Below are 26,855 nucleotides of genomic sequence, written 5' to 3' on the forward strand. Positions count from 1 at the left end.
TAATAATCAACTGTACTACGATGACTCTTAGGTCGTCGATTTTTTTAACGATAGATTTGCGCTGAACTTGCGTCCAACTCACGTCGTCCATGCATGCTTTTGCCCGCGCTTGCAAATGGTGCAGCGTCAACATTGCAAAGGAGAAATGGTATGGCTGAGAAAGACGATTTTCCAATCAATTTCGCTGAAGCTGTCCAACAGCAGAGCATGTTTGCCGTTTACGGCGTTCCTATCAAGGACGCCTCGCTCGGCGACTTCTCCCGCCTAGTGTCGCCCGGGCTGACGCGGTTGGCGCAGATCAAGGCCTACGCTGTCGGCGAGTTTTGTTTGCGGCTTCCAAAGCCGGTCGTGATGCTTGTACCGGGTGACGGGATTCCGACCTCTGATCCGTGCGCTCGGCCCAAGGAACTGAAATGGTCGGTACTGCCGGCAGACAAGACCGTCGCTATGTCCATGTCGACAGGAACTTTTGGTGACGTTCTGGACGACGTGGCAACAAAGGGAATTGATGGCGGTTTGACGTTGGAGAATCCGCGGATTCAGGACGGCAAGGCCTGTGTGGACATTCACGCCTGGGCAAAGATCGAAATTTTTGGAGCGCATGTAGATTTCGATCAGCGCATTCCCGTCTGCATTCCGCTCGAAGGATGCCAGACGGTTTACGACGTGGGCTGGGCGAACGTGCAGGTTTGCTTCCGAGCGCCCAACCAGATTTGCGCTAAGCTCTGCATCGGAAAGTGGGGTTTGTCGAAGTGTTGGGAATATTGCGTGCCGGTGCATCTCGTCACTGCCGCGGCCGCGAAACCCTGCAAGTGTCACAGCGAATAGCCTGACAAATCAGCTTGGCTGCCAGCAAAAGGTGGCCGCCAAGCCTTGCAGGGATCCCGAAAGTCCTACCACCCCTAATTGCGAAACAAAAATATCAGGAGAAGCAGCATGCCCGACCAAGTCCGCGTCCGATTCGCGACCAATCGAAATCCCGTCCCGGGGCCCGATCTGTTCGGGCCAAAATACAGGGACAACAACCCGAAACACTATGTCACGGGATCCATCGACGTCTACCGGCTGTCGAACCTCCCTGATACGGGTTGGGTGCCGGACCCCAATTCGGTGCAACTTGATCCGCCGATCGATGCGTCGGTGTTCCAACCGACCACGCAAAATCGCAACGACATCGTGGCGTTCGCGCGCGATCGCGTTGCCGCAGAGCTCGCATCCACCGCCGCTTCGCAATATGGCCTGATATTGCTGCCGGGTTTCGATTCGACCTTCATGGATTCGATGAGCCGTGCCGCGCAGGTCATGTCGAACTACAAGGCGGCAGACATCTTCTGCTTCTCCTGGCCGTCGCAAGGCAAGCTGGACTTGGCGAGTTACAAGGCTGATCGTGATGCGGCCGCCAAGTCCGCCAATGCTGTCGCCGACTCGCTTCGCAGGTTGTTCGCCGTTCTCAGGGCGCTCAAAGCCAATCTTCCGGTCTTGCATCTCGTTGCTCATTCGATGGGAAACTATGCACTTCAAAACGCTGTGCAGTTGATACCCGCGAAAGAACGCAGCACTCTGTTATTTGAAAGCGCGTTTCTGATGGCGGCCGACGTCAATTACGACGCCTTGTCCAAGGCCAACGAACTGAAGCCATTGATCACGCTCGCCAAGAAAGTGCTCGCGTACAAGAATGGCGGCGACCTGGCGCTGTCGCTATCCGGCAGCATACTTATTAACAATTACCCTCGCTTGGGCCAATGGGGGCCGCGCGATCTGAGCAAGCTTCCCAAGACGGTCAACTCGGTGGATTGCTCCGACGTGGGATCAACCCAGGGTGACAACGGCGAGTCCCACTACGGACATCAGTACTACCGCTTGTCTCCGTGGGTCCTGAACGATGTCGTTCAGGTTCTGGCCGGGCTACCGGCCAACAAGATTGCAGGCCGCCTTCCCGCGATTCCCGATGAAGGAGGCCGCGCGTGGTGGATACCGTATGATTCGGGGGCTGCATCTCGGGGCCGCGGCAAGCCGGACAAAAGCAAGGGAAAGCCAACAAGACGGAAGAAGTGACCTGAGGTTGGTCCGGTGGCCCATTGCGTGTGATGGAGGCGGCCGCTCGGCCGCCTCTCTATCCCTCTTGGAGCGGCCAATCCGCGCTCCGCCCGAAATCCGCGCGCCGCACGCGCGGGCCCGACGCCAACACGCGGCTTGCCAGCACGACACCCGCGACCGGATGGTCGATCCCGCAAAACGCCGGCATCGTAGCCGACGTCAGCCCGACCTTGTAGCCCACGGGCTCACCGTGCTTGCCCCGAAGCAGCGCGACGTAGCGCTGCTTGGACATTGACCGATAAAGGAATGCTTGACCTTCTATCCGATGGAATTACGGAATTACGGTGACAGTGCACTCATTTCCAGACCCGTTCAATGTGCCTCCCGCGGCCGCCCTGGTTCAACCGGTTGCGGCCACGGCCCTGTCGAGGTCTGGAACGGTATTCACGTCGATATCTCCTCGGGCACGCGCATCGGAAAGCGCGCGGTTCGGCAACGCGCAGCGATCATTCGCTGTGGCGAGCCGGTGCAACTTCAATTGTGGGTGAGGATTTTTTGCTTGCAATCGCGCCGAAGCGCCCGTTGTCGGCCCGGGCCATGGGCGTTTGACGATGATGATGGATCAGTGCCGGTGATTTGCCCGACGTGTCAAATGTTTTCGAAGGATCGCTCAAAGCATCCGGGCTGGCGAGACCAGGCTACTTTGCATGGGGTTGTTTTCGATATTTTAGTTGGGAGCGGGCACCGCGGCGACCTTGCCGCTGGCTTTCCCGATGATGATCGCACGAATCACGGTGCACTCATTTCCAGGCCCCGTTCAATGCGCCTCCGACGCATGTGTGTAAGACCGTCTCCTGGAAAGAGAGCCAAGACCGGCGACTTTATTGGTAATTAGGGCGCCTGCCGTGACGAATAGTCAGGCGCGGCTACGGGCCTTCGTCTTTGCCACCCGCGCTTGTCGTGCAGATGCCCATCTGGCCGCCGCGAACGTTGGTGCCCCTGGCCGGAATCGAACCAGCACTCCTTGCGGAACTCGATTTTGAGTCGAGCGCGTCTACCAATTCCGCCACAGGGGCTTTTCCCGACATCGCAAACGAGCGAGAGGTCGCGAAGCCGGCGGAATATAGCGGGCGGGGAGGGGCGGTCAACCCGAAGCTGTTGGGCAAATGGGGCGCGCAACGCTGGATCGTTCCATGCTGCGCGAGATTGTTGCGCGCTGGCCGGCGACGCCAATCGATTCGTGGTGCCGGCCCTGCCGCCTCTCCCAGTCATCTCCCTGCCAAAACACCGCCCTGTGATTGCCGCCGCCTCGACAGCACCCCACCTGCACGCTACGACGCTTTCCGCATCAGGAGATGACCGTGACCTCCGACACCCTTGCAAATCCCGCGCAGGCGCGCGCCAATCCAGCGCTGACGGCGGCGCTCGCGGTCACGGTGATCGCGGCGGCGACGCTTGCCGGGGCGTGGTTCTTTCAGCTGGTGCTGGACATCCAGCCCTGTCCGCTCTGCCTTGAGCAGCGCTACGCCTATTATCTCGCGGTCCCGCTTGGCGCGTTGGTTGCGCTCGCCGCGGCCAAGGATGCGCCGCGCGGCGTGGTGATGGCGGGGCTTGCGTTGCTCGCGCTCGCAACGCTCGCCAATGCCGGGCTCGGCAGCTATCACGCCGGCGTCGAATGGAGTTTTTGGAAGGGGCCGACCGAATGCACCGGGCCGCTGGTCGATCTCGGCAAAGCCGGCAACCTGTTGCAGCGCCTCGACACGGTCAAGGTGATCCGCTGCGACGAGGTGCAATGGCGCTTTCTCGGCCTCTCGCTCGCCGGCTACAACGTGCTGATCTCGCTGCTGATGGCTGCGATCGCGGGCTGGGGCATGGCGAGGCTGTCAGCACGCAAGTCCTGACGCGCGGTCCCCGCGTTCGCGGCGACGCCATCAAGGGCTAATCATCCACGTCGTCCTGCGGCCGGCCGAACAGATGCACGATGCCCGGCGTTGCGATGGTCACGAACACGAAGCGCGAAATGTGATGCGCGCCGACGAAAATCGGGTCGATGTGCAGGGTCAGCGCCAGCGCCAGCATGGCGTCCATCGCGCCCGGCGCGAAGGCGACGATCACATCGGACACCCGCACCTGCGTGGTCAATCCGATCAGCGCGACAAAAATCCCGGAAATGAGAATCGCGATCGCAAACGAACCCAGCGCGGCGTTGACATGGCCGAGCAGCACGGTCGCCTTCATCCGCGCAAATCGCGCGCCGATCAGCGAGCCGACGCCGACCAGCGCCACGCCCCTTACCCATGACGGCAGCCCGCCCTCGACCCAGCCCGCGCCATGCAGCACGCTGGAGGCGATCATCGCGCCGAACATCCAGCTCGCCGGAAAATTCGTGAATCGCAGCACCAGCGCCAGCGCCAGCGAGGCCAAAACCAGCGCGGCCAGTTCAGGCGGCGAGGCGACGCCAAGGGTCAGCGCCGGCGACGACGACGCGGCGACCCCGGTCAGCGCCAGCACCATCGGCAACGCCGCGGTGAGGATGATGACGCGCACGGTCTGCACCACGGCGATCGCCGGCAGGTCGGCGCCGCGCTCGACTGCAAGAATCGTGATCTGCGACAGCGCGCCGGGGCTTCCGGCCAGGAACGCCGAGGTGCGGTCCCAGCCGTGCACGCGCTGCAGATAGAAGCTGGAGCCGAAGGTCGAGCAGAAGGTGGCGAGCGCCAACAGGCCGATGGTCAGGGGATAGGCGCTGACATGCTGGATCAATTGCCGCGACACCACCGAGCCCAGCGATATCCCCAGCAGCACCAGCACGGCCTGGGTGACATGCGCCGGCACATAAAGCGGCCGACCGGCCAGCGCCGCGGTGCCGACCGCGATCATGGCGCCCGTGATCAGCCCGCCCGGAAGGCTCAACCACAGAAACAGCGCACCGCCAAAACTGCCGATCGCCAGCGTCTCGATCACCCGAAGCGCTCTGGCGCGGCTTGGGATGACGGCGGCGATCGATGAGGGGATGCGGCTCACGCCGCCTTATGGCAAATCCGACGAGGGGCGACAAATGCGTCAGCGCGATGCAGCAATGCGTGCCTTGGGTGCACTAAACACGGCTGTCATACGCCGCCACCGGGTCGACGCAACGCGCCGCCCGGTGGCGATGATGACAGCAGTGGGGTCGGCCGCTAGGTCTTCGGCGCTTCCTTGGCGGCCTTCTTGCAGTCCGACATGAATTTCTTGCGATCCTTGCCGTGGAGGCTCTTGGCATCGGCGTCCTTGGAGCATTGCAGCGACGCGGCGCTGCGCGGCTTCTCGGCCTTCTTTTCGGGCGCCATCTTCGGCGCGGGCGTTGCCGCGGGCGCGGGTGTCGCGGCCGGCGCCGTGGTCTGCGCGAAGGCCGGGCTGATCAGGAACAGGGACACGATGGCGGCCGCGGCCGCGCGGGAGGAAAGGGTCATCATTGGGGGCACCTCGGGTTGAAGAGGCGCGCAACGTCGCGCCGCAATGATGAACCGCGGATGAATGAAGCCGGCCGGGCCGCGGAAACCGGCGCAGGATATTTTAGCGCAAGCAACGCCCGTTCCGTTGTCACGAGCCGTCGCCGCGCTAGGATGGGGGACTACAGATCGCCCACGCCCCAAGGAGACCAAGGGATGACCATTCAAGCAAAATTATTGTGCACATTTGCCGCAGCGGGTTTTGCCGCGTTCGCGCTGAGCGCGCCCGCGCAGGCCCTGAGCATGACGGAATGTAGCGCAAAGTACAAAGCGGCCAAGGATGCGGGCACGCTCAATGGCCAGAAGTGGAACGATTTCCGCAAGGCCAACTGCGCCGCCGACGCCGCGGCCACGCCCGCCGCGGCTCCTGCCGCTGCACCGGCGCCCGCAGCGGCGGCCGCGCCGAAGCCGGCGGCTGCGCCTGCGCCGATATCGACCGGCAACGCCGTGTTCCCGTCGGCGGTCAGTCCGAAATACGCCCAGGAAAGCGCCGGCAAGGCCAGGATGCATACCTGCCTCGACCAGTACAAGGCCAACAAGGACAGCAACGCCAATGGTGGCCTGAAATGGATCCAGAAGGGCGGCGGCTATTACAGCCAGTGCAACACGAAGCTGAAGGGCTAGGCGTCTTTCGACTTGCTGGCAGGCCGGGGCCAGACTTGCCCGGGCCTGCCAGTCGGTAGAGACTGCCCGAACAAGGTTGCTGCACGGGCGGCCGATTTGACGAGAAGTGCATGAAAAACGTTTGCTGGAAAATCATTGCCGTGATCGGGCTCATGGTATTTTCCCAAACAGCCTCCGCGACGGATCAGCCGAACGTCTACCGTCTCGCCCAGGCCGCAGAGTCCACGGCACCCGCCGCGCCGCCGCCCGCGGATTCGAAGGCCGCGTCTGCCCCAACCTCGCCTCCGGTTGCTTCGACGCCGAATCCCACCGCGACAGCGGAAGTCACGAAAGCCGGGCCGAGCACGCCCGGCTGCGCCCTGAGATACATGGCCGCCGAACTTGCCGGCAAACTGAAGGGCCGCAAGTGGAAGGAGTTTCACCAGGAGGAGTGCGGCGCGAGCGAAGTACAGGCGGTGTTTCCCACCGCGATTGCGCCGAAATATTCCACCGAGAGCCCGGACAAGGCCCGCACGCTCACTTGCGCCGACCAGTTCAATGCCAACAAGGCTACCAATGGCAATGGCGGCCTGAAGTGGATCGAAAAGAGCGGCGGCTATTACAGCGAGTGTGTCATCCGCCTGAAAGGTTGAGCGGCTCAGGTATCGTCATCCAGCAGTTTTTCGGCCGATCTTGCGATCAGCTGCGCCCGCCCGCGCGGGCCCCGTTCGAGAAACAGCAAGCTCTGGCCGAAGATGAAGGCGTAAAACAGAAACGCCTGGGCGTCCGCCTGCTCAGGCTTCAGTCCGGTCGCGCGATAGAGCTGGCCGACATTCTTCAGCCGCGCGGCATCGACGCTTGCAACGGCCGTGGCCGCAACCTGGTCGGACCGGGCCCATTGCCGGATCGCGAGTTCCACCGCCATGGCCTCGGTGTTCGTGCGCTCCGAATAAAGCCGGATCAGCGCCCGCAGGCGGTCGCGCGCGGCTTCGCCATCGAGGCTCGTCTGCTGCTCGATCGCGGCGATCCGGCCTGCGCTCCAGTGCTGCAGCATGCCCTCAAGCAGTGCGGCGCGGTCCTCGAAGCGGCGGTAAAAGCCGCCCTTGGTGACGCCGAGGTGTTTCGCCAGCACCTCGACCCGCACGCCCTCGACGCCGGAGCGCGCGAGTTGCCTGAACCCGGCCTCGATCCAGGCATCGCCCTTGTCGTCGGTCATGATGGGCCCTCACCTGATCTTGATACGGTACCGTATTGCTAGCCCGGCACCAGCCTGATACGCTACCGTATCAAGAATCGAGGGCGGGAGCGAGCGATGGAAACGGCAGCCACCTATCGCGGTACGGTCTATCCGTGGCAATGCGACCATATCGGCCACATGAACATCATGTGGTATGTCGGCAAATTCGACGAGGCCAACTGGAATCTGTTCGCCCGGGTCGGGCTGACTCCGACCTATTTGCGGGAATCCGGCTGCGGCATGGCGGGAGTTCAGCAAAACATCGCCTACAAGCGGGAATTGATGGCCGGCGACATCGTCGAGGTAACAAGCGTCCTGCTCGAGATCCGCGACAAGTCGATCCGATTTCGGCACGAGATGCGGAACGCCGAAACCGGCGAGATCGCGGCGTCCTGCGAAATCAGCGCGGTTCACCTGGACCGGCAGGTGCGCAGGGCAGCCCCGTTTCCCGAGGCCATCCGCAAAATCGCCGAAACGCAACTTGTCGCCGCCGAGCCGGTCTCGGTGTAGACGAGACATGCCGCAGTTCGAGCCGAAAAATCCCGACTATCGGGAGATCGCGACAGCGACCTTCGCACGACAGCAGGCGATGCAGACGCTTGGCATTTCGGTTGTCCGGATCGATCCCGGCGAGGTCGAACTCGCGATGCCCTACTCGCATCTGTTGACCCAGCAGAACGGTTTTATCCATGCCGGAATCGTCACTGCGGGACTCGACACCGCCTGCGGCATCGCGGCCTTTACGCTGATGCCGGCAGGCTCCGATGTCCTGACGGTGGAATTCAAGACCAACCTGCTGGCGCCGGCGCGGGGCGAGCGCTTCGTCTTCCGCGCGCACGTCGTCAAGCCCGGGCGCACGCTGACGTTCTGCGAGGCCCATGCCTTCGCGCAAACCGGCAGCGGCGAAACCCTGATCGCGACCATGACCGGCACGCTGATGGCGATGACGCCGCGCGGGTAGGGGGATCGGGCGTTTCAGGTCGACCGTGTCGCGGGCTTATTCGCCGGCATCGCGATGAGCCTTCACGCGCTGGTCGCGCCGCTGTTGATGCCAGCGGCGGTAACGCTGCTGATGCATCGATGGCGATTGCAGTTTTCGCCCAACCCCGCCATAGAGACCTGCAAAACTTCCCCGGGGGACGCCGTGCCAGCGATGTTATTGTCTTGATGATCTCGGCGATGCAGGGCGTGCTTGGATTGGCATCGGGAGCGCTGGTCGGATTTTCGCTGGGGCTGGTCGGTGGCGGCGGCTCGATCCTTGCGGTGCCGCTGATGGTCTATGTGGTCGGCGTGCCCGATCCGCATTTGGCGATCGGCACCAGCGCGATTGCGGTTGCGACCAATGCCGCCATCAATCTGTCGATCCATGCTCGCGGCGGCACCGTGCGATGGGGTTGCGCGCTGACCTTCGCGGCCGCCGGGATCGTCGGCGCCTTCACCGGCTCGATCTTCGGCAAGATGCTCGACGGCCAGAAACTGCTGGCGCTGTTTGCGCTGCTGATGCTGGTGATCGCAGCCCTGATGCTGAAGACCCGCGCGCGGGTCGGCCTGCCCGACGTCAGGATGGACTGGTCCAACATGCCCGCCATCGTCGGCCTCGGGCTTGCGACCGGGACGTTGTCCGGCTTCTTCGGCATCGGCGGCGGATTTTTGATCGTGCCGGCCCTGATGCTGGCGACGGGAATGTCGATCCTGAACGCGGTCTCCTCGTCGCTGGTCGCGGTCACCGCGTTCGGCACCACCACGGCAGCGAGCTACGCCTGGTCGGGATTGATCTCCTGGGAGCTCGCCGGACTGTTCATCGTCGGTGGCATTGCCGGGGGATTGATCGGCAGCCGCTCGGCGCGGCACCTGGCGGCGCGGCGGGGTGCGCTGAATATCGTGTTTGCCGCTGTCATTATCGCCGTTGCGCTCTATATGTTGGCGCGCAGCTTGCCCCCACTTCTGATGCACACGCCCTAGGCGCCGGCCGGGAGACCCTTAGATGACGAAATCGATCGATCCGGCCGCAGCGGGACGCACGCGGCGCGAGGCGCTCGGCCTGTTCGGCGCGGGAGCGGCCTTGCTTGGCCTCGCGTCGACCCGGGCATTGGGGCAGGGCAGCGAGGAGACGGTGCTGACCGAGGCGCTGGTATTGCGCGATCCGGAAATCCCGGTGGCGGGCAACGCCGGTGGCGACATCACCATCGTCGAATATTTCGATTACCAGTGTCCCTATTGCCGCAAGGTCGAGCCCGAGCTGCGCCAGGTGGTGCAGGACGACGGCAAGGTCCGCCTGGTGCTGAAGGATTGGCCGATCCTCGGGCCGGTCTCGGTCGTCGCCTCACGAATGGCGCTGGCCTGCAAATACCAGGACAAATTCGTTCAGGCGCATGACGCGCTGATCGGCGTCAACTCGAAGCTGACCGAGCCGCGCATCCGCGAACTGCTCGCCGGTGCCGGCATCGATGCCGATCGCGCCACCAGCGACCTCGCTGCGAATGCCAAGGCGATCGACGCAATTCTGGCCCGCAACAACGATCAGGCCACGGCCTTCGGCTTCAACGGCACGCCGGCCTTCATCGTCGGCAAATTCCGGGTGCCCGGCGTCTTGACCATGGCGCAATTCGACATGGCCATTGCCGATGCGCGCAAGGCGGCGGCGAAGGCGACGAAGAAGAAATAGCGGCTGTTGCGACTATCTGGACGACAACCTGATCCAGTCGTCATGGGCGCGCGTCTTCAGCGCATGCCAGTCGGCGGCCGCCACGTCCCAATTCACGATGGTGCGATTGGTCTGCGCCACGTCGCCGCCCGCGACCGTCGAGGTCTGCATCGAATCATAGACGTAGACGCCTGCGACCAGCAGCAGCGCACCCAAGATCATTCCCAGAAAAACGCGCATGGCAACCCTCCAATGACCGCCGACAACGTCGGAGGGGGCAGTTGGTTCCCTGACTCGCCGATAGCTGACGTGTGTGGAAAACGGGCACAAAATGAGGTATTGTGAGGCATGACAACAAATGACGTCGCAAGCGACACGATCGCCGAATTCGGCCGCAAATACCTTTGGTGGCAGCCGGCAGGCGGGCTTCCACACTCCGAGGCTCGAATCATCGCGCAAACGATGAATCTCGGAACATATGACGATATCCTTCTGCTGGAGCGGACGGTCGGCAAGACGCGCTTGGTGGAAATCATGCTGCATGCCGAGCCCGGCTGGATCAGCGACCGCTCCTGGGAATTCTGGCGCGGTCGCCTGTCGTTCGCGACGGGAGCAGCGATCCCGGACCGTGCTCCGCGGAGAGCATTTGATGCCGCCGTGTCTTGAACCGAGACTTGATGTATTGCCTCTGGCACAAAATGAGATCTGGTCAAGCCTCGTGCCAGCCCCTCATTTGAATTTCGTCCTCTACGGCGGAACGGCGATAGCGCTTCATCTCGGACACCGGGAGTCGCTCGACTTTGACTTCTTTCGATCAGACCCATTGGACAAGGATCAGATACGTGCGAACTTTCAATTCGTTCGAGGAGCTGCCATTTTACGGGACGCGCCTGATACCTTGGCGATTCTCGCCGAAATGCCAGCTGGTCCGGTAAAGGTCTCGTTTTTCGGCAGTATTGGCTTCGGCCGCGTCAGCGATCCGCTGTGCACCTGCGATGACACACTACTGGTTGCGGCCCTTGACGATTTGATGGCGACGAAGCTGAAGGCGATATTGGACCGTGCCGAAGCCAAGGATTACCGCGACATCGCTGAGATGATTTCCGCAGGCGTGTCTCTTGGCGCAGGGTTGAGCGCATTCAAACAAATGTTTCATGGCGAACCGGCACAAGTCTTGCGAGCGATCGGGTATTTCGACGATGGAGATCTGAATACGATGAGCACCGCCGATCGGGAGGTATTGCGCAAAGCGCGAGACTGTGTGGGCAAGTTGCCGGAAGTGCATCTCAAGTCGAGGTCTCTGGCGGGGTATTGAACGGCTTGCGGGCACGATCAATCACCGTTCGCCCGCCAGCCATCTCAGAATCTCCGCGTTCATCTCGCGCGGATAGCAATGGCTGAGATCCTCGAGTTCGCGATAGGTGACGTCGGCGCCGGCCGCGGTCAGCAGGTCGCGCGTCTGGCGGGCGACCTGCACCGGAAACATCCAGTCGAGCCGGCCGTGCACGATGTGGACAGGCAGGCCGCGCAGTCGTTCCGCGTCCGCCATCTCCACCATCAGGGGATGGAAGGTGGCGGCGACCGGCGCGAGATGGGTGAAGGGCGAGGTGGCCTCCAACCCGGTGACGTAGCAGAAGGTGCCGCCGTCGCTCATCCCGGTGAGCAGCAGTTTTGTCGGATCGACGTTCCATCGCGCCCGCACCGAATCGAGAATCCGGGCGAGATTTGGCGTGTCGGTGTCCTCGCCCATCAATGCCCAGGTATTGCCGGTCGCGGTCGGCGCGACCACGATGGCGCCGAAGCTGCGCGCGTCGCGCAGCCAGCTCCACAGGAAGCCGCGCCCGTTGCCGCTGCCGCCATGCAGCGCCATCACCAGCGGCCAGGCGCGCTCGGGCGTGTAATATTCCGGCACGTAGAGTGAAAAGCCGCCGCGGCTGCCGGGCTCGTTATGGTCGTGCATGATCCCGCTGTTTTCGGCGGCCGGTTCGGCAAGGCGCGCCAGCAAGCCTTCATCTTCACGCGAAGCGGGATCGACGAAAAAGGCGGAGACCGGCGGCAGTTTCGCGGCCAGCGGATACAGCGCCTCCTGTGCGCGCGGGGCATGGCGCAGCGCGCGAAATACGGAGACCAGGTCGCCATTGCCTTGCTCGACCTCACGCAACCCGCCAAACGCCGTCAGCGTCGCATCGACGGCGGACTCCAGCGAGGCCTGGACGCCGGAAAATTCGTCGGGCCAACCGGCGAGCCGCGGCCGGACGGTCTGCAGATCCCGGTCCGGCTCGCCGGCGGCTTCCATGACGCTGCCGAATTGCGGCGGGTTCAGATGACGCGCGACGAAGGCAAGCGCTTCGAGCGATTGCAGCAGCGGCGGCAGCACGGCCACGATGTCGTCGACCACGGCCTCGCTCATGGCCAGTTCCCGTTCTTGCCGCTCGCCGCGCCAGCTATACGGCGCACAACAACGGGCTTCAAGGCTTCTCGCGCGGCTTGAATCCAAGGTACATCGAATTTGCGATCCCCATCAGCAGGAGCAGGTTGGTATCGAAATCGACGAAGACGAAATTCCAGACCGTGTTCCAGAAGAAGATCACCGCCAGGATGCAGGTCCATATCACGACCTGAATCCGCTGCAGCTTCGGTCCATCGCCGTCGCAGGTCAAATCGCGGAGAAATGATTTCGATTCCGCCGGAGCCGGCGGTGCGCCGCCCGTCGCCGGCTGATCGAGCGCGACGGCCGCCAATCCCGTGGCGCCGTTGATGCCGAGCAGCACGAGGATGGAGGCGGTGATGACGTTCAAGTAAATTCCCAGCGTCAGCCACAGGAAAATGAAACCGGCGGTCGTCAATCCCAGCCACAACGCCATCTGGGTTCGTCCCAGGCTGAACGTTCCGATCGGCTGGTCCGCAATTTTCTTCAATGCATCAAGCTTTGCGGCGGCATCGTCGGACGCCTGCTTGAGGTCCGCTCTGTCGGGGGCGGCATCCGAGTCGGCCTTTGCCTTATCCGCCGCCGTCTTCGCAGCTGCCATCCCGGCGCTGCCGCCGATCGTCAGGGCGGTATCGCGCAGAACAGTCGAATTGGCCGCGAAGATCGTGAACGCGGCGATCAGCAGGACCATCGACAGTCCGCCGACAACCAGGATGGGGACGAGATAGACCACGATCTTGAGGGGGGTGGCCGCGACGGCCTCGGGGCCGATGCTTGCGGATTTCGACACGCCGATATCGACCTGCATGACGCCGCCTCTCGTCTTGCCGGCGAGCAGTCCGCGCCAGAATTTCGTGGCGTCCGACGTCGCATCCGCAGACTGGCCGAAATCATAGGTCAGGACTTGCGGATGAGGCACGGCGGCGGCTTTGACGGTCAGCGGAACACGACGGTCGTTGAGAAAGAGCGCGATTTCGACCGGGGCGCGATGGGTATCCGCGCCAGCCTGCGCATCCGCCGCCTTCGGCGCGGCGCCGGCGACAACCAGGCACAAGCGCCCCGAGAGCGGGATGGTCTGCGGCCAGATGTCCACGACACGCAAGCCGCCGGCTTCATCCGCCGGTGTCGCGCTCGATGCCGCGGGCGCCGAAAGCTTGCCGTGGCAATCCTCGAACAAATCCGGGGACAGGACTTCATAGGCGGTCCATATCAGACAGACCAGCAGCGCAATACCGCCGAATACTCCGAGAACCTTTGCCAGTTTTTTGGCTGTATCTCCGTAAAGTGTCATCGCGTTTCCCTGCATGTGCCCGACGGATGCCAGTGCCGTCGTGGACTCCGGGCGAAGGGAAGACCGGCCGGCGATGGATCCGAGCCAGCTAATCACGAATCCGGCAGTCAGACATCCGCAGATTGCTGGAAAACACAGCGCCGCCGAGGCGGCGGAGGGCAGGCGCGGGCGTGTCGCGGGAAAGTTTCGACTCCCCGCGTTCAGTGCAGCCGCGGACCTTTGAGCAGTTTCGTGCGGTCGATCGAGGTCAGCACCACGTCGAAGGTGACGCCGTCATGATAGACGGTGAGCGGCACGTCGACGCCTGCGGGGCCGAGCGCCCAGAGCTTGCGGTAGAACATGCTCTCGCTCGACACCTTCTCGCCATTGACCGCCAGGATGACGTCGCCGGCCTTGAGCTCGGCGCGCGCCGCCGGACCCCTGCCCGAGATACCGATCACCACCACGCGGTTGTCGATCTCGGTCGAATACATCCCGAGCCAGGGCCGCGCCGGCTTGTTGACGCGGCCGAATTTGCGCAGATCGTCAAGCACCGGCTTGAGCAGGTCGATCGGCACGACCATGTTGACATGCTCGGCCTTGCCCTCGCGCGCGCGCTCGAGCTGCAGCGAACCGATGCCGATCAGTTCGCCGCGGTTCGAGATCAGCCCGGTGCCGCCCCAGTTGGGATGCGCGGGATAGGTGAAGATCGCCTCGTCGAGAAGGTACTCCCAATAGCCGGCGAATTCCTGCTTGGCGGCGATCTGGCAGGCGACCGACCGGGTGCGTCCGCCCGCGCCGCCCATCACCACGCGGTCGCCGATCGCCGTCGTGCCGGAGGAACCGAGCGGGATCGGATCGAGTTCGATATGGCCGAGCGCCTGCACGAGGCCGAAGCCGCTCACCGAATCGATTCCCAGTGCGTGGCCTTCCACCACGCGACCGTCGCCGAGATGCAGCCAGACCGATTCGGCCTCGGTGATCAGATAGCCGATGGTCAACACCAGCCCGTCGTCGATCAACACGCCGTTGCCGGCGCGCTCGGTACCCAGCGTCTCCGCGCTGGAGGCGTCGCTTGGAATGATCGAATGCAGCCCGACCACCGCGGAAAGCACGCGATCGAGATCGAAAGCGAAATCGCCCTGGCGCGGCTGATACGCCGGCGGCACTTTCCATTCAGTCAGAGAGGGCATGAAGAATCTCCTGGCCAACCGGCGCCTGCGTTCCGCAACCGGCAGGGAACAGCGGCACGCGAACCAGGGCTGATCTTATGTCGCAAACGACCTTCGCGAAAGTCCTTCGAGACCGACCAAACAGATTGTGACGCAGGACATAAACGACGAGCCGACGATGGCTACCCCGTCTGTTTCATCGTTCCATGAAACCTGGAAAAGCTCGGATGGGTCAGGTCAGGTCCGGGCTCGGTGATATTCGTGATGATCGTGTTGTTCTTGTAGTCCTCCAGATGCACCACGGTGTCGCCTTCCGCCTCCTTCCATGTGACCAGGAAGAGCTGATCCCTGATCGGCTCGACGTTGATGGTCACGGTTTCCGAATTGGCGTTGTCGAGCGTGCCGTCCGGTTTGACGCCGGTATAGGTCAGCGACGTCTCGGAATGAAAATCGAGCTGGACCCGAAACTACCCTTGAAATCGACCAGATAGCAGTGACCAACGGCAGGAAATCTTTCTGGCATCGTGAACTCCTTCGCAGCGGTTCGTGACTACGCGCTTCAAGCCGGGCGACCGCCCGGCCTATTTCACGTTCACCGTGAATAGCGGCCGTTTCTCGGGCGCGGTCCTGGCCAGGGCGGCCAGACTGGCAGGTTGACCGAGCAGGCCGTCGCGGGTGCGGATTTCGACCTCGACCTGGTCCTGTCCGACGCTTGTTGCCATGGCGCCAAGCGTCTGCAGGCCGACGGTGGCCCGCGCTTCCAGATGGGTTTGGCAATTCGCGCAGCCTTCGACGTGCCAGCGGCTCAAAATGGCTTCCGTCCCGACGTGCTGCCGCTTGCCGCCGACATTGGCGAATACCGAGATCAGGAACGAGCCGCGAATCCGGGCGCGGTTGACGCCACGGACGCTGATCGTCCTTTCGCTCCCCGCCGCTGGCGCTGCTGCGGCAAGCGGTTGCGGCCCTTCGAGCGAACCGGGGCCGTAGCAGTAGCCAAGCTGGGTTTCGATATTCACGCAGTCCAGCGACGTGAACGGGCGCTCCTTGCCTGCCTCCTTTTTTCTGAAGGGATCGAGCGGCGAGGCCAGCGTCAGCCAGGAATTGGGCGCGGTACCCGGCGTCGGCCCCTGACTGTCGACGGAATTGGTGCCGGGATATTCCGGAATGATTTCGAGCCGGTCGGTGAAGCCATGCTTCTTCTGCCAGAGCCAGAACACGCGATCGACGAAGCAATGGTGAAAGAAGAAGATCGGATCGAGGCCCGCGGTATCGTTTTCGCCCATGTCGCCATTCGCCCCATCGATCGGGGAAGCGTCGAAGACGTTGGCGAGGTCGAATCCGCCGACCGCCAGATGGATGCTGTTATGGGGGCTTTCAAGCGGCACGACGCGGGCATTGGTGTCGTCGAACCACGCAGCCGCGGAAGTGGTGTTGGAGAACACCGTGTAATTCGGCGCGTCGAGACAGGAGGCATAGCGGTCCTTCACCTTGCCGCCGACCCGCTGCCCGTTGACCACGATATCCGTGTTCAGCCACGCGACGATGTTGTCGTTCAACAGCTTCACGTTGGTATCGTAATCGGGGTATTTCGCGTTGTGCGCCTTGGTGGCCGCGATATCCCCCGGGCCGACCAGTCCCGACAACGGATAGCGCACCGTCTCGTACCCTTGCGGTTTACTGTAGTCCGTGTCGGGAAACGGACTGAGATTATCGGTAATCCCGTGCGTGAAGACGAACGAGCGCAGCGGATTGGCGATGGTCTGGCCGTCGAGCGAAAAATCCTTCTGCGTCAGTGCGGACGGAATTCCCTTGGCGACCGAATCGGGACTGCACTCATCCCAGAACGGCAGCGTGACGTCCCCGCAGCCCGGAATGCTGCGCAGCGCTTCTTCGAGCCGCATCAGATAGGCCCGATGCCAGGTCGGAAACAGAACGTTGCCATGATTGCAGTAGCCGCCCCAGTAGGACGAGTTGCCCCAGCCCGCGCCGCGAAACGGCTCGCCGTGATATCCGCCGATCATGAAAAAGGAATTTGGATCGGTGGGCGGCAGTTCCTTGATGCCCTTCCAGGCCCGCATCAGGTCTTCGAGCTCTTTCTTTTTGCCGTTGTCGTAGTCGTTCTGGATATCCAGGATCGACCGGCGGACTCTGGGTTTGGCGGCTGCGCTCATGACGGCTCCTCGCTTTTGGATCACCGCCGAAATTTCTACATGCGCGCCAAGGCAACCTCAAGTTGATAAAGTGTCACATGAAAAAATTCCCTCGATGAAGGGGGTCGGGAGCGGCGCGGCGCCCTTCAGCGGGACGGGTCACCGGATGCGGATGATTTCGGCTTCGCCGGTGCCGGCGGCAACGACATCGCCGACGCGTTTTCCGAACATCGCCCGCGCCAGCGGCGACACATGCGAGATCGAGCCCTGGGCCGGATCGGCTTCGTCCTCGCCGACGATCCGGAACGTCTGCTCCCTGCCGTCGTCGCGCAGGATCGTCACCGAGGTGCCAAACCGCACCTCGGAAGGGTCTACCGGGTTGGGGACCACGCGGGCCGTCGCGCGCCGCGCCGTCCAATAGCGAAGGTCCCGACCTGTGGCGGCCAGCGCTGGACGATCGGCCGCGGCCTGCGCCCTGGCGTAGGCTTCGCTCGCCGCTGCGAGGGCCCGTTCGATCCGCGCCAGCCCGGCCTCGGTAACATCGTTCGGGTGTGCCGAGACCGGCCGCTCCGGCAGTTCCTCGGAGGAATCGGCGTCCTGATCCTTGACGAAAGCTCTGCTCATCGGTCGCGGTCCATTGAGTTGCCATGGAAAGGAACAATCATGGCGTGGTTCCGTTCCTTTCGTTGGCGGCGAAGCCGAGGGGGCGGCGGGAGAAGAAGGTCAATTGAATTCAACGCACCGACCGGCCTCGAGCGCGGGTATCCTGATGTACCGAAGCGCCAATTCGCAACTGCAGGTTCTTCTGGTGCATCCGGGAGGTCCCTACTGGCGCCGCAAGGACGAGGGGGCCTGGTCGATCCCGAAAGGCGAAATCGATGGGCGCGAGGACGCCGAGGATGCCGCCCGCCGGGAATTCATGGAGGAGACGGGCGCCGTGCTGACGCGTCCGCTGCAACCGCTCGGCGAGATCCGGCAGCGCGGCCGCAAGCGGGTCGTTGCATTCGCGGTCGAAGGCGATGTCGATGTGCAGGCCATCAAGAGCAACAGCTTCGAAATCGAGTGGCCGCCCGGAAGCGGCAAGATGCAGGCCTTTCCCGAGGTCGACCGCGCCGGGTGGTTTGATCTGGCCGCCGCGCACGTCAAGATCCTCGAAGGCCAGCGGCCGCTGCTCGACAGGCTCGCCGAACTTGTGGGCCGATCAGGCGCGGGGCCCGTGCCGTGACCGACGCCTTTGATCTCAAGCGCTTTGTCGATGCGCAGGCGCCGGTCTACCCGCGCGTCCTTGCCGAATTGCGGCAGGGCGAGAAGCAAAGCCACTGGATGTGGTTCATCTTTCCCCAACTGGCCGGTCTCGGGCATAGCCCGATGGCGCAGCGTTACGCGATTGGCTCGCGCGACGAGGCCGTGGCCTATCTCGAACATGCGGTGCTGGGACCGAGGCTTGCCGAATGCACGGCACTCGTCAACGCGGTGGAGGGCCGAACCATCCGGAAAATCCTCGGCAGTCCCGACGACCTGAAATTCCAATCGTCGATGACGCTGTTCGGCGCGGTGTCAATGGAGCCGGAATTCGCCGCGGCGATCGAGAAATTCTATCGCGGCACGCCGGACCGCAAGACGCTGCAACGATTGGACGGCTAGACTGACGCGCCGCCTCTATGGGGTCCCGAATTCCATGTTCCAACCTGGCGATAGGACACTCCCTCTGTGAACCTCACTTTTGAAGCCCAGTCAGCTGGCGGCTTTCATGTTAAAAGCGTATCTCTGGGTCGTGGAAGAGACCATGAGCGACGAAAAGAGCTTCGACCGAGAAACTCTGGAATATGCATTGGCCGAGCTCGGCCATAGGGCTTTTTCGGCCGGCCGCACCGTCGAAATCGTGATTTACGGCGGATCGGCCCTCCCGCTCACTTTGAACAACAATGACACTCCTGCTTCGTCGAGCGCGCCATGAGCCTGTTCAGCAGGAAGCCAGGAACGCTGGTAGAGGTGGTCCGCCGCGTCAAGGCCGGCGAGCAGAAGTTCGATCCCTCGTTGCGGGAATTTCTCGATTCATTTTACGTCAACCCCAACTCACGTCAGCAGGCGATCGAGGCGCAACCGGACGCCATCGATGCCGTGCATGACGCCTATATCGCTGCAGTCGCAGAGCATCTTGCGCGAGTATACGGATTACAGATACCCGACTGGAGCGAGACCCACGGTAACGGACTTCACGAACCGTTCTTTGCCGGCGGCCTTCAGTCTCTGAAGGGGGTGCTGGTCGCCGAGAGCCCAACGGCCTTTCGACGGCGCCTGCTGTTCGTCAGCAAGGACGCGCTTTCGCGCCCGAGAATGTAGTTGCAGGCGGGCAGGCCGACCGGCTTGCTGCGGCCCCCCTTCCAGTCAGTATTCCGGCGGACCGCAGGCGACAGCAAGCGCCAATCCGCCCGTCATGCGAAATAAGCCTCCCACATCGCGTTCCGGAACAGCAGGTTCGGATCGTAGTGATGCTTGGCGGCGACGAAGGCCGGCGCCCCCGGATAGGCCTTTTCCACCTGATCGCGACGGGCGTGCAGACGATAGGGCAGATAAAATGCCCCGCCGATCGCGGTCACTCGGTCGATCAGCGCCTCGGTGGTCTGCATCATGTCGATCTCGCCCTCCGGCGTGACCTCCTGGGAAAACGACATGACGGCGGCGATCCGGCGCACTGGCGCGATCGACAGCATGGGCGTCTTGTCTTCGGCGACATAGCGCAAGGTTACGTTCAGGAATTCGGCCCGCGACTTCGGGATGATGTCCCGGCAGGCTGAGACGAATTCGCCGAACTTTTCCGGCGCGACGAAATATTCGTGCAGGATGTCGGTCCGGCGCATATCGGTCTGCGCGAGATTGCCGACGGGTTCGGCCATCAGCGAATTGCGCGTCGCGCGGGCGCCGGTAATGGTCGGTCCGAGCCGCGCCTCCATGAACCATCGCAGACGCTTGGCGACTTCAAATCCGGTCTGCGCGCGATAGATGTCGTTTTGAAATCCGGTCAATTTTCCCGAACTTGTCGCCGCCGGCAGCGCCGCCGGCTGGTCGGCCACCGGCCGGTACGTCACCATCAGCGCGTCGCCGAAGAAATTCCTTCGCGATACCGCCATGCGGCCATAGGCCATCGCCAGCGCGCGATCCATATCGATGGTGCGGACGAATTGCTCGGCGAAACGCTCCGGCGGCAGCCGCTCGAATTTTGGCTCCAGCAACAGGTTCGGCGTCATCTCGACGTCGAGCTCGACGATGATGCCGAATAGTCCGTAGCCGCCCATCGCGAGCCCAAACAACTCGGCGTTCTCGCTGCGCGAGCATTGGATCAGCGTTCCGTCCGCCAGCACCATGCGGATCGCTTTCACGGTGGAGCCGAACGGGCCGTGCGGAACCGGCCAGCCATGAGCGTTGACGCAAAACGTGCTTCCCACACCGAAATCGCTGTTGGACTGCATCACCGCCGGGGAAAAACCCTTCGGGTCGAGTGCGCGGATCACGTCCGACCAGCGGTTTCCCGCCGCTGTGCGATAGGTCTTCGCGGCGGTGTCCATCTCCAGCGGACCGCCGTCGAGCGTGATGGCGGTTCCGTCGCGCGGCAGGCTTTGGCCTCCCATCGAGTGTCGCGCCACCGAGGCCGCGACCGGACGCTTTGCCGCGGCGGCTTCCTTCAGTTCAGCGCGAACGCGCTCGATCAGATCGTTGAGGGGAGGCTTCGAGATCGTCACATGTTTCGCGACCGGCGTCGGACTGAGCCGGCTCGCATCGTTCAGGATGGTTCGTTGCGCCGCCCGCGCCCGCGAACCGCCCGAGAATGGCAGGACGACCGCCGCCGCCGCGGCGCGCAGGAATGTTCTTCTCGATTGCATGTGGCCTTCGCCTCTTCGACGAAACGAGTGTGGCATGAGCCGGGCGGCGAAGGGATGGTAGCGACTGCCCGGTGACCGGATCGGCGAAGGCGCGGCTTGTGCGAATGCCTACGGATCGAGCTCCGTATCCCAGTATAAATAATCCAGCCAGCTGTCGTGCAGATAGTTCGGCGGGAACAGTCTGCCGTTACGGTGCAGCTGGTGCACCGTCGGCGCGAAAGGGAATTGTCTCGGAAACATCCGCGCCTGCTGCGGCGTCAAATTGCCCTTGCGCAGGTTGCACGGCGAGCACGCCGCGACCACGTTTTCCCAGGTGGTCTGGCCGCCCTTGCTGCGCGGGATGATGTGATCGAAGGTGAGGTCGTCATTGGCCGAACAGTACTGGCAGACGAAGCGGTCGCGCAGGAATACGTTGAACCGGGTGAAGGCGGGATGCGTGCTGGGCCTGACGAAGGACTTCAGCGAAACCACGCTCGGCAGCTGGATCTCGAAGGAAGGGCTGCGCACCGCGCGGTCGTAATGTTCGACGATGTTGACGCGATCGAGAAACACCGCCTTGATCGCGTCCTGCCACGACCAGAGCGACAGCGGATAATAACTGAGCGGCCGGAAATCCGCATTCAGCACCAAAACCGGCCAACCGCCTTGCGAGACATGTGCGTTCAAGTAACGCTCCTGGCCCCCATATAAGCTGCGAAGCAGCGTGAGTTGACATACTACATGCAGCGTGACGGGATTGTGAAGAGCGTTGGTGGCCTTATCCGCCGCCGCCCAGCTGCGCCTTGCCTGATTGCCGCGAACCCCGCTAAACGAGGCGGGGCGACACATTTCGGCCGCATACGGATTTGGGGCATTATGGTTACCACCTCGCGTTATCTTGAGGCGCCGCGCCGGTTGCGGGCATTCGTTCGCGCCCATGAAACCAGCCTGGTCGTGCTCGCGGCGCTGGTCGGCGTCATCGGCGGACTGGTGGTGGCCGCAATGAGCGCCGCGGTCGAGTTGATGCACGTGCTGCTCTTCAACGTTGAAAACGGGGAACGGCTCTCGAGCCAATACAGCGTCGAGCCGCTGCGGGCGCTCCTGGTGCCGAGCCTCGGCGGTCTGCTGCTGGGGTTTGCGTTCCTGGTGCTGCAGCGTTTTCGGCCGGCCCGCGAAATCGATCCGATCGAGGCCAACGCGCTGCATGGCGGCCGGATGTCGTTTCGCGGCAGCGTCATCGTGGCGTCGCAGACGGTGTGGTCGAGCGGCGTCGGCGCGTCGGTCGGGCTGGAAGCCGGTTACACGCAGCTTGCCAGCGGCATTGCCGCCTCGCTCGGCCGCGGCTTTCATCTGCGCCGCGTCGATCAGCGCATCATGGTGGGCTGTGGTGCTGCGGCCGCGATCGCCGGCGCGTTCGGCGCGCCGCTCGCCGGCGCCTTCTATGCGTTCGAACTGGTGATCGGGGGCTATACGCCGGCCAGCCTGACGCCGGTTGGAGTAGCCGCGGTGGCCGGCTATTTCGTCGCGCATGGATTTACGGTGCTGTCGCTCGGTGTTGGCGTCGGCCCGGTCGGCGACGTGCTGGGACGCGACCTCGTGGTGGCGGCGCTGCTCGGGATCCTGGCGGCGCTGTTCGGCATCGCCATCATGCGCGGCGTGGCGCTGTGCGAGGCGCTGCTGGCAAAAACCCGGCTGTGGCCGCCGCTGCGCCCGGCACTCGGCGGCCTCGCCGTCGGCCTGCTAGCGCTGATCACGCCGCAGGTGATGTCGTCGGGACATGGCGCGCTGCACTTTGCCGGATTTGTCTCGATCCCGCTTTCGGTGCTTGCGACCATCTTCCTCCTGAAAGCACTCGCCTCGGTGCTCTCGCTGGGTTCGGGCTTTCGCGGCGGATTGTTCTTCGCCACCCTGTTCATGGGCGCGATCGGCGGCCATTTGTTCGCCGGCGGCTTCGACGCGATCTGGCCGGAACTCAACCTCAACCCCAACGTCTATGCGATCATCGGCATGAGCGCGCTGTCGGCCTCGGTGATCGGCGGACCCTTGACGATGTCGTTCATCGCGCTGGAATCGACCGGCAATCTCTGGCTCACCACCGCCGTGCTGGTCGCGGTCATCATCTCGACCCAGATCACCCGCGAACTGTTCGGCTACTCCTTTGCGACCTGGCGGCTGCATTTGCGCGGCGAGACCATCCGCAGCGCCGCCGATATCGGCTGGATCCGCGACCTCACGGTGCGCAGCCTGATGCGGCAGGACGTCGCCACCGTCAACGCCAGCATCGGCCTGGAGCAATTCCGCGAAAAGTTTCCGCTGGGATCGAAGAACCAGGTGATTGCGGTCGACGGCAGCGGCCGCTATGTCGGGCTGGCGCTGGTGGCGGACGCGCATGCGCCGGATGTCGAAGCGCCGAACGGCCTGATCGGGCTGTTGCATTACCGCGATGTGGTGCTGCATCCCGGCATGAACATCCAGGAAGCGATCGCGGTGTTCGACGCCGCCGAAGCGGAATCGCTGGCCGTGGTCGATACCGACGGCGCACACCGGCCGATCGGTGTTCTCACCGAGGCGCACGCGATGCGGCGCTATGCGGAAGAATCCGAGCAGCGGCGGCGTGAGGCGGTGGGCGATATCTAGTCGACGTGCCGGAACGGCAAAAAATGCGCTGGATAGCGGCGACGAACATGTGTTGCATGGGCATGATGACGGGGGGAAACCAGATGCGAAAATGGCTGACAACGCTGGTCGCGGCGCTTTTTGCCCTCGGAACGACCGGGCTCGCCGCCGCGCAGGATTATCCGACGCATCCCATCACGATGATCGTGCCGTTCCCCGCGGGAGGTGCGACCGATACGCTCGCCCGCTATCTCGGCGAACAGATGCGGCCGATCCTGGGCCAGCCGATCATCATCGAAAACATCGGCGGCGCCGCCGGCTCGATCGGCGTCGGCCGTGCGGTGCGCGCAGCACCCGACGGCTACACGCTTTCGATCGGCACCTCGACCACGCACATGCTGACCGGCGGGCTCTACGCGCTGTCCTTCGATCTGTTGAAGGATCTCGAGCCGGTGATCCTGATCGGCAGCGAACCGCTTCTGATCGTCGGCAAGAAGAGTTTTCCGGCCGACGATTTGAAAGGGCTGATCGCCTGGCTCAAGGCCAATCCCGACAAGGCCTCGGTCGGCATCGCCGGCGTCGGCGCCACCGGTCAGCTCGCCGGGATTTCGTTCCAGAAGGTCACGGGCACGAAATTCCAGTTCGTGCCCTATCGCGGCAACGGGCCGGCGATGCAGGATCTGCTGGCGGGACAGATCGATTTCATGATGGAGCCGGCCTCGAATTTCAAGTCGCTGGTCGCAGCCGGCAGCCTCAAGCCATTCGCGATCACGGGCGAGAAGCGGCTGCCCTCGTCGCCGAATATTCCGACCGCGGACGAGGCGGGATTGCCAGGCTTCTTTGCCTCGCTCTGGTACGGATTGTGGGTGCCGAAGGGGACGTCGAAGGACATCATCGCCAGGTTGAACGCCACCATGTCGCAGCTGCTCGCCCATCCCCAGGTGCGGGATCGTTTCGCGGAGCTCGGCATCCAGATCACGCCGCTCGACCAGCAATCACCGGAAGCGCTGCGCGCGTTCCAGAAGACCGAGATGGACCGCTGGTGGCCCATCATCAAGGCGTCCGGCCTCAAGGGCGAGTGACGCGCGGCGCGCCTGGTTGGAATGCTCATCGCTCAATTCGTCATTGCGAGCGCCAGCGAAGCAATCCATTACACGGCAAGCGGAAAGCTGGATTGCTTCGTCGCTTTTGCTCCTCGCAATGACGATCTACTCAAACCTTCTCCAGCTTCTGTAGGCAGCGCGCGGCCTTGACCTCGTCCGGCATCGGGGTATCCGCAAAGCTGGTCTTCCAGTTGGTGACGCCGACCTCGCCGACATAGATGTCGCCTTTGGAATCCAGCGCAATGCCGTGGGGCGCCAGGAATTTGCCGGTCTCGAGCCCGGGGCCGTTCTCGCCGCCGAGCCGCGCGATGCGCTTACCTTTTGAGTCGACGATGGTGAGCCGCGGCCCCAGATTCGGCGCCTTGCGGTTGACCGGCATGCCCGGACCGAGCTCGCCGATGATGAAATTCGGCTCTCTGCCGCCGCAGCAATGCAGCGCGCAGGGCCGGTGCAGATTGTTCCACTGCGTTTCGTATTTGCCGTTGCCGTCGAACACCTGGACGCGGTGGTTCTCGCGGTCGGCGACATAGACCCATCCGTCGGCGTCGGTTGCGATGTTGTGGACGATGTTGAACTGGCCGGGATCGGTGCCGGACTCGCCCCAGGTCTTCATCAGCTTGCCGTCGGGGCTGTATTTGTGCACGCAGGCGTTGCCGTAGCCGTCGGAGACGTAGATCTCGCCCTTCGGCGACAGCGCGGTATGGGTGCAGCGATGAAACGGCTCGCCGCTCATGTACGGCGCCGGCTTGTTGGGAATGCCGATGGTCAAGAGCACCTTGCCGTCGGTGGTGCATTTGCGCACGGAGTGGTCGCCATCATCGGTGCAATAGAGATTGTCGTCGGCATCGATATGCAGTCCGTGCGCGCGGGAAAACAGCCCCTCGCCCCAACTCCTGAGGAAATTGCCGTCGCGGTCGAGCACCACCATCGGATGGGCGCCGCGGTTGAAGACGTAAATGCGATCCTTGCTATCGACGGCCACCGAGGCGACGTCGGTGAGATTCCACCCGTCGGGCAGCTTCGCCCAGTTTTCGACAACGCGGTAGCGATGCTCGCCCGAGCCGAGAATGTTTTTCATGTGTGATTCTTCCCCAAATGTTCATCTGGTCATTCCGGGTTCGATGCTTCGCATCGCCCCGGAATGACGATAATTCGAATTACGTCGGCGCTGCGGCAACATTTGCGCGCGCGCCCCTTGGCAGCAACCCCACTTCGATCGCCTTGATCTGCAGCGCCAGATATTTCGAATTGATCCGGCATTGCGCCAGGCTGCCGGCGATGAACCAGAGACCGGGTTGCGGCGTGCGCGCGTACATGTTGCGCAGTTCCTGCCCGTCGCCGAATCCCCAGATCGGGCCGACACGCTCGGTGATCTCGTCGCCGAACAGCCGGCGGACCAGATGTTCCCAGGGCTTGTAGCCGGTGGCGAGCACGATCAGGTCGGCCGAAATCGTCTCGCCATTCTTCATTTTTGCGCCGCAGGCGGTGAACGCGGCGATGTCGTCGAACTGCCGCAGCGCGATTCTGCCGTCGGCGACGAGGTCGGAGCAGCCGACATTGAAATAATAACCGCCGCCGCGGGTCAAATATTTGAACTGCCAGCCGGTATTGCCGTCGCCGAAATCGAGTTTGAAACCGACCCGGGAAAGCCGGTCGAGCAATGCCTTGTCGAGATTCTTCGATTGCTCGGTCAGCAGGACGTGGGTTTTCCTCGCCAGCGTCACCGGCATCGACGTCGCGATCAGGTCGTTATCTTCCAGCGTGCCCTCATTGTAGGTGGCATAGGCGAGCTGCGCCGATGGTTCGATATTGGTGATCAAGGTAGGGCTGCGCTGCACCAGCGTGACGGCGGCGCCGCTCGAATAAAGGTCCTGCGCGATATCGTGACCGCTGTTGCCGGTACCGATCACGATGGCCTTTTTGCCCTTCCAGTTCTCGCCGTCGTCATAGCGGCTGGAATGCACCAGCGTCCCGGCGAAGTTTTGCAGGCCGGCAATTTCCGGCATGTTCGCAATGCCGCTGACGCCGGTCGCGATGACCAGATGGCGCGGACGCATGGCGCGTTCCGAGCCGTCGGCCCGCCGCAGCACGACCGACCAGCGGCCTTCAGCTTCGTCGTAGCCGCCGCTGACGAACTCGGTGCCGGTCCAGAAATTCAGCTCCAGGCTCTCGACATAAGCCTCGAACCAGTTGGCAAGCTTGTCCTTCGGAATATAAACCGGCCAATTCGGTGGAAACGGCATA

The 26,855-nt window shown here is 63.2% G+C and carries 30 protein-coding genes, 1 tRNA gene and 1 pseudogene; 17 read left to right on the top strand and 15 right to left on the bottom strand.

Annotated elements, in window-relative coordinates:
- Positions 1-150 precede the first annotated feature (150 nt).
- Entirely contained in the window at positions 151-828 is a 678-nt protein-coding gene (locus VK804_RS13040) for a hypothetical protein (protein ID WP_325371227.1), read from the top strand.
- Between the two features lie 108 nt (positions 829-936).
- Positions 937-2,055, top strand: coding sequence for an alpha/beta fold hydrolase (locus VK804_RS13045; RefSeq protein ID WP_325371228.1), 1,119 nt, complete (start codon positions 937-939; stop codon positions 2,053-2,055).
- Positions 2,056-3,028: 973 nt separating this feature from the next.
- Here the strand turns inward: VK804_RS13045 and VK804_RS13050 are convergent.
- Positions 3,029-3,113: transfer RNA gene (locus tag VK804_RS13050), tRNA-Leu, on the bottom strand.
- A gap of 279 nt (positions 3,114-3,392) precedes the next feature.
- Between VK804_RS13050 and VK804_RS13055 the strand changes: the two genes are divergently transcribed.
- Entirely contained in the window at positions 3,393-3,938 is a 546-nt protein-coding gene (locus VK804_RS13055; protein WP_325371229.1) for a disulfide bond formation protein B, read from the top strand.
- A gap of 37 nt (positions 3,939-3,975) precedes the next feature.
- On the opposite strand, the gene VK804_RS13060 is transcribed toward VK804_RS13055, so the two are convergent.
- Together VK804_RS13060 and VK804_RS13065 are read right to left on the bottom strand one after the other, a co-directional pair.
- A complete protein-coding gene (locus tag VK804_RS13060; protein WP_325371230.1) occupies positions 3,976-5,061 on the bottom strand; it encodes an AbrB family transcriptional regulator in 1,086 nt (361 codons plus the stop codon).
- Positions 5,062-5,216: 155 nt separating this feature from the next.
- The gene (locus VK804_RS13065) at positions 5,217-5,492 is read right to left on the bottom strand and encodes a PsiF family protein (protein ID WP_414642772.1); all 276 of its coding nucleotides are present in this window, start codon (positions 5,490-5,492) and stop codon (positions 5,217-5,219) included.
- 192 nt (positions 5,493-5,684) lie between these two features.
- Between VK804_RS13065 and VK804_RS13070 the strand changes: the two genes are divergently transcribed.
- Both VK804_RS13070 and VK804_RS32985 read left to right on the top strand, forming a co-directional pair.
- Positions 5,685-6,152 carry a hypothetical protein gene (locus VK804_RS13070; RefSeq protein WP_325371231.1) on the top strand — a complete coding sequence of 156 codons (468 nt, stop codon included), beginning with the start codon at positions 5,685-5,687 and terminating at the stop codon, positions 6,150-6,152.
- 452 nt (positions 6,153-6,604) lie between these two features.
- Positions 6,605-6,784, top strand: a pseudogene (locus VK804_RS32985) (hypothetical protein); the annotation flags it as partial.
- 5 nt (positions 6,785-6,789) lie between these two features.
- On the opposite strand, the gene VK804_RS13080 reads toward VK804_RS32985, so the two are convergent.
- Positions 6,790-7,347 carry a TetR/AcrR family transcriptional regulator gene (locus tag VK804_RS13080; RefSeq protein ID WP_325371233.1) on the bottom strand — a complete coding sequence of 186 codons (558 nt, stop codon included), beginning with the start codon at positions 7,345-7,347 and terminating at the stop codon, positions 6,790-6,792.
- 96 nt (positions 7,348-7,443) lie between these two features.
- Here VK804_RS13080 and VK804_RS13085 point away from each other — a divergent pair, with 96 nt between their 5' ends.
- The 4 genes from VK804_RS13085 (at position 7,444) to VK804_RS13105 (ending at position 10,033) form a co-directional block, all read left to right on the top strand.
- Positions 7,444-7,878: a thioesterase family protein gene (locus VK804_RS13085; protein WP_325371234.1), complete on the top strand. Its 435-nt coding sequence runs from the start codon at positions 7,444-7,446 to the stop codon at positions 7,876-7,878.
- A 7-nt stretch (positions 7,879-7,885) separates the two neighbouring features.
- Entirely contained in the window at positions 7,886-8,329 is a 444-nt protein-coding gene (locus VK804_RS13090) for a PaaI family thioesterase (RefSeq protein WP_325371235.1), read from the top strand.
- Between the two features lie 206 nt (positions 8,330-8,535).
- Entirely contained in the window at positions 8,536-9,330 is a 795-nt protein-coding gene (locus tag VK804_RS13100; RefSeq protein ID WP_325371236.1) for a sulfite exporter TauE/SafE family protein, read from the top strand.
- 22 nt (positions 9,331-9,352) lie between these two features.
- Positions 9,353-10,033, top strand: coding sequence for a DsbA family protein (locus VK804_RS13105; RefSeq protein WP_325371237.1), 681 nt, complete (start codon positions 9,353-9,355; stop codon positions 10,031-10,033).
- A 12-nt stretch (positions 10,034-10,045) separates the two neighbouring features.
- Here the strand turns inward: VK804_RS13105 and VK804_RS13110 are convergent, their stop codons facing one another.
- Positions 10,046-10,252 (bottom strand): hypothetical protein, encoded by a 207-nt coding sequence (locus VK804_RS13110; RefSeq protein WP_325371238.1) that lies wholly within the window; start codon positions 10,250-10,252, stop codon positions 10,046-10,048.
- Between the two features lie 108 nt (positions 10,253-10,360).
- On the opposite strand from VK804_RS13110, the gene VK804_RS13115 reads away from it, so the two are divergent.
- A complete protein-coding gene (locus VK804_RS13115) occupies positions 10,361-10,678 on the top strand; it encodes a hypothetical protein (protein ID WP_325371239.1) in 318 nt (105 codons plus the stop codon).
- Entirely contained in the window at positions 10,662-11,327 is a 666-nt protein-coding gene (locus VK804_RS13120; protein ID WP_325371240.1) for a nucleotidyl transferase AbiEii/AbiGii toxin family protein, read from the top strand. Before VK804_RS13115 ends, VK804_RS13120 begins: the two co-directional genes overlap by 17 nt.
- Positions 11,328-11,348: 21 nt before the next feature.
- Here the strand turns inward: VK804_RS13120 and VK804_RS13125 are convergent, their stop codons facing one another.
- The 6 genes from VK804_RS13125 to greA all read right to left on the bottom strand — a co-directional run bounded on the left by VK804_RS13125 (position 11,349) and on the right by greA (position 17,656).
- The gene (locus tag VK804_RS13125) at positions 11,349-12,422 is read right to left on the bottom strand and encodes a phospholipase (RefSeq protein ID WP_325371241.1); all 1,074 of its coding nucleotides are present in this window, start codon (positions 12,420-12,422) and stop codon (positions 11,349-11,351) included.
- Positions 12,423-12,480: 58 nt separating this feature from the next.
- Entirely contained in the window at positions 12,481-13,731 is a 1,251-nt protein-coding gene (locus tag VK804_RS13130) for a hypothetical protein (RefSeq protein WP_325371242.1), read from the bottom strand.
- 200 nt (positions 13,732-13,931) lie between these two features.
- Entirely contained in the window at positions 13,932-14,903 is a 972-nt protein-coding gene (locus VK804_RS13135) for a S1C family serine protease (RefSeq protein WP_325371243.1), read from the bottom strand.
- Positions 14,904-15,064: 161 nt separating this feature from the next.
- Positions 15,065-15,313 carry a MoaF-related domain-containing protein gene (locus VK804_RS13140; RefSeq protein ID WP_414642773.1) on the bottom strand — a complete coding sequence of 83 codons (249 nt, stop codon included), beginning with the start codon at positions 15,311-15,313 and terminating at the stop codon, positions 15,065-15,067.
- A gap of 150 nt (positions 15,314-15,463) precedes the next feature.
- The gene (locus tag VK804_RS13145; RefSeq protein ID WP_325371245.1) at positions 15,464-17,053 is read right to left on the bottom strand and encodes a tyrosinase family protein; all 1,590 of its coding nucleotides are present in this window, start codon (positions 17,051-17,053) and stop codon (positions 15,464-15,466) included.
- Between the two features lie 138 nt (positions 17,054-17,191).
- Entirely contained in the window at positions 17,192-17,656 is a 465-nt protein-coding gene (gene greA / locus VK804_RS13150; protein WP_325371246.1) for a transcription elongation factor GreA, read from the bottom strand.
- Between the two features lie 103 nt (positions 17,657-17,759).
- Between greA and VK804_RS13155 the strand changes: the two genes are divergently transcribed.
- From VK804_RS13155 to VK804_RS13170, 4 genes are all read left to right on the top strand, one after another.
- Entirely contained in the window at positions 17,760-18,257 is a 498-nt protein-coding gene (locus VK804_RS13155; RefSeq protein WP_325371247.1) for an NUDIX domain-containing protein, read from the top strand.
- Complete coding sequence (locus tag VK804_RS13160) at positions 18,254-18,676, top strand: DUF1810 domain-containing protein (protein WP_325371248.1); 423 nt, start codon at positions 18,254-18,256, stop codon at positions 18,674-18,676. Before VK804_RS13155 ends, VK804_RS13160 begins: the two co-directional genes overlap by 4 nt.
- Before the next feature lie 142 nt (positions 18,677-18,818).
- Positions 18,819-18,989 (top strand): hypothetical protein, encoded by a 171-nt coding sequence (locus VK804_RS13165; protein ID WP_325371249.1) that lies wholly within the window; start codon positions 18,819-18,821, stop codon positions 18,987-18,989.
- Positions 18,986-19,375: a hypothetical protein gene (locus VK804_RS13170; protein ID WP_325371250.1), complete on the top strand. Its 390-nt coding sequence runs from the start codon at positions 18,986-18,988 to the stop codon at positions 19,373-19,375. Before VK804_RS13165 ends, VK804_RS13170 begins: the two co-directional genes overlap by 4 nt.
- 92 nt (positions 19,376-19,467) lie before the next feature.
- On the opposite strand, the gene VK804_RS13175 is transcribed toward VK804_RS13170, so the two are convergent.
- The gene (locus VK804_RS13175; protein WP_325371251.1) at positions 19,468-20,913 is read right to left on the bottom strand and encodes an FAD-binding oxidoreductase; all 1,446 of its coding nucleotides are present in this window, start codon (positions 20,911-20,913) and stop codon (positions 19,468-19,470) included.
- A 108-nt stretch (positions 20,914-21,021) separates the two neighbouring features.
- On the bottom strand, positions 21,022-21,579 hold the full coding sequence (locus tag VK804_RS13180; protein ID WP_325371252.1) for an HNH endonuclease: 558 nt from the start codon (positions 21,577-21,579) through the stop codon (positions 21,022-21,024).
- 189 nt (positions 21,580-21,768) lie between these two features.
- Here VK804_RS13180 and VK804_RS13185 point away from each other — a divergent pair, with 189 nt between their 5' ends.
- Entirely contained in the window at positions 21,769-23,529 is a 1,761-nt protein-coding gene (locus VK804_RS13185; protein WP_325371253.1) for a chloride channel protein, read from the top strand.
- An 83-nt stretch (positions 23,530-23,612) separates the two neighbouring features.
- Entirely contained in the window at positions 23,613-24,590 is a 978-nt protein-coding gene (locus VK804_RS13190) for a Bug family tripartite tricarboxylate transporter substrate binding protein (protein ID WP_325371254.1), read from the top strand.
- A 130-nt stretch (positions 24,591-24,720) separates the two neighbouring features.
- Here VK804_RS13190 and VK804_RS13195 read toward each other — a convergent pair whose 3' ends face one another.
- Entirely contained in the window at positions 24,721-25,689 is a 969-nt protein-coding gene (locus tag VK804_RS13195) for a peptidyl-alpha-hydroxyglycine alpha-amidating lyase family protein (protein WP_325371255.1), read from the bottom strand.
- A gap of 79 nt (positions 25,690-25,768) precedes the next feature.
- A partial coding sequence (locus VK804_RS13200; RefSeq protein ID WP_325371256.1) for an NAD(P)/FAD-dependent oxidoreductase occupies positions 25,769-26,855 on the bottom strand: 1,087 nt, incomplete at its 5' end.

The organism is Bradyrhizobium sp. (assembly GCF_035484855.1).
GTDB lineage: Bacteria > Pseudomonadota > Alphaproteobacteria > Rhizobiales > Xanthobacteraceae > Bradyrhizobium.

What these genes read in the sequence shown, in the direction of transcription:
- VK804_RS13045 (WP_325371228.1), top strand. Translation starts at nt 937, where the DNA reads ATGCCCGACCAAGTCCGCGTCCGATTCGCGACCAATCGAAATCCCGTC.
- VK804_RS13170 (WP_325371250.1), top strand. Translation starts at nt 18,986, where the DNA reads ATGAGCCTGTTCAGCAGGAAGCCAGGAACGCTGGTAGAGGTGGTCCGC.
- VK804_RS13145 (WP_325371245.1), bottom strand. Translation starts at nt 17,053, where the DNA reads ATGAGCGCAGCCGCCAAACCCAGAGTCCGCCGGTCGATCCTGGATATC.
- VK804_RS13190 (WP_325371254.1), top strand. Translation starts at nt 23,613, where the DNA reads ATGCGAAAATGGCTGACAACGCTGGTCGCGGCGCTTTTTGCCCTCGGA.
- VK804_RS13125 (WP_325371241.1), bottom strand. Translation starts at nt 12,422, where the DNA reads ATGAGCGAGGCCGTGGTCGACGACATCGTGGCCGTGCTGCCGCCGCTG.
- greA (WP_325371246.1), bottom strand. Translation starts at nt 17,656, where the DNA reads ATGAGCAGAGCTTTCGTCAAGGATCAGGACGCCGATTCCTCCGAGGAA.
- VK804_RS13065 (WP_414642772.1), bottom strand. Translation starts at nt 5,492, where the DNA reads ATGATGACCCTTTCCTCCCGCGCGGCCGCGGCCGCCATCGTGTCCCTG.
- VK804_RS13055 (WP_325371229.1), top strand. Translation starts at nt 3,393, where the DNA reads ATGACCGTGACCTCCGACACCCTTGCAAATCCCGCGCAGGCGCGCGCC.
- VK804_RS13090 (WP_325371235.1), top strand. Translation starts at nt 7,886, where the DNA reads ATGCCGCAGTTCGAGCCGAAAAATCCCGACTATCGGGAGATCGCGACA.
- VK804_RS13080 (WP_325371233.1), bottom strand. Translation starts at nt 7,347, where the DNA reads ATGACCGACGACAAGGGCGATGCCTGGATCGAGGCCGGGTTCAGGCAA.
- VK804_RS13110 (WP_325371238.1), bottom strand. Translation starts at nt 10,252, where the DNA reads ATGCGCGTTTTTCTGGGAATGATCTTGGGTGCGCTGCTGCTGGTCGCA.
- VK804_RS13040 (WP_325371227.1), top strand. Translation starts at nt 151, where the DNA reads ATGGCTGAGAAAGACGATTTTCCAATCAATTTCGCTGAAGCTGTCCAA.
- VK804_RS13100 (WP_325371236.1), top strand. Translation starts at nt 8,536, where the DNA reads ATGATCTCGGCGATGCAGGGCGTGCTTGGATTGGCATCGGGAGCGCTG.
- VK804_RS13115 (WP_325371239.1), top strand. Translation starts at nt 10,361, where the DNA reads ATGACAACAAATGACGTCGCAAGCGACACGATCGCCGAATTCGGCCGC.
- VK804_RS13195 (WP_325371255.1), bottom strand. Translation starts at nt 25,689, where the DNA reads ATGAAAAACATTCTCGGCTCGGGCGAGCATCGCTACCGCGTTGTCGAA.
- VK804_RS13070 (WP_325371231.1), top strand. Translation starts at nt 5,685, where the DNA reads ATGACCATTCAAGCAAAATTATTGTGCACATTTGCCGCAGCGGGTTTT.
- VK804_RS13175 (WP_325371251.1), bottom strand. Translation starts at nt 20,913, where the DNA reads ATGCAATCGAGAAGAACATTCCTGCGCGCCGCGGCGGCGGCGGTCGTC.
- VK804_RS13135 (WP_325371243.1), bottom strand. Translation starts at nt 14,903, where the DNA reads ATGCCCTCTCTGACTGAATGGAAAGTGCCGCCGGCGTATCAGCCGCGC.
- VK804_RS13085 (WP_325371234.1), top strand. Translation starts at nt 7,444, where the DNA reads ATGGAAACGGCAGCCACCTATCGCGGTACGGTCTATCCGTGGCAATGC.
- VK804_RS13165 (WP_325371249.1), top strand. Translation starts at nt 18,819, where the DNA reads ATGAGCGACGAAAAGAGCTTCGACCGAGAAACTCTGGAATATGCATTG.
- VK804_RS13185 (WP_325371253.1), top strand. Translation starts at nt 21,769, where the DNA reads ATGGTTACCACCTCGCGTTATCTTGAGGCGCCGCGCCGGTTGCGGGCA.
- VK804_RS13120 (WP_325371240.1), top strand. Translation starts at nt 10,662, where the DNA reads ATGCCGCCGTGTCTTGAACCGAGACTTGATGTATTGCCTCTGGCACAA.
- VK804_RS13130 (WP_325371242.1), bottom strand. Translation starts at nt 13,731, where the DNA reads ATGACACTTTACGGAGATACAGCCAAAAAACTGGCAAAGGTTCTCGGA.
- VK804_RS13105 (WP_325371237.1), top strand. Translation starts at nt 9,353, where the DNA reads ATGACGAAATCGATCGATCCGGCCGCAGCGGGACGCACGCGGCGCGAG.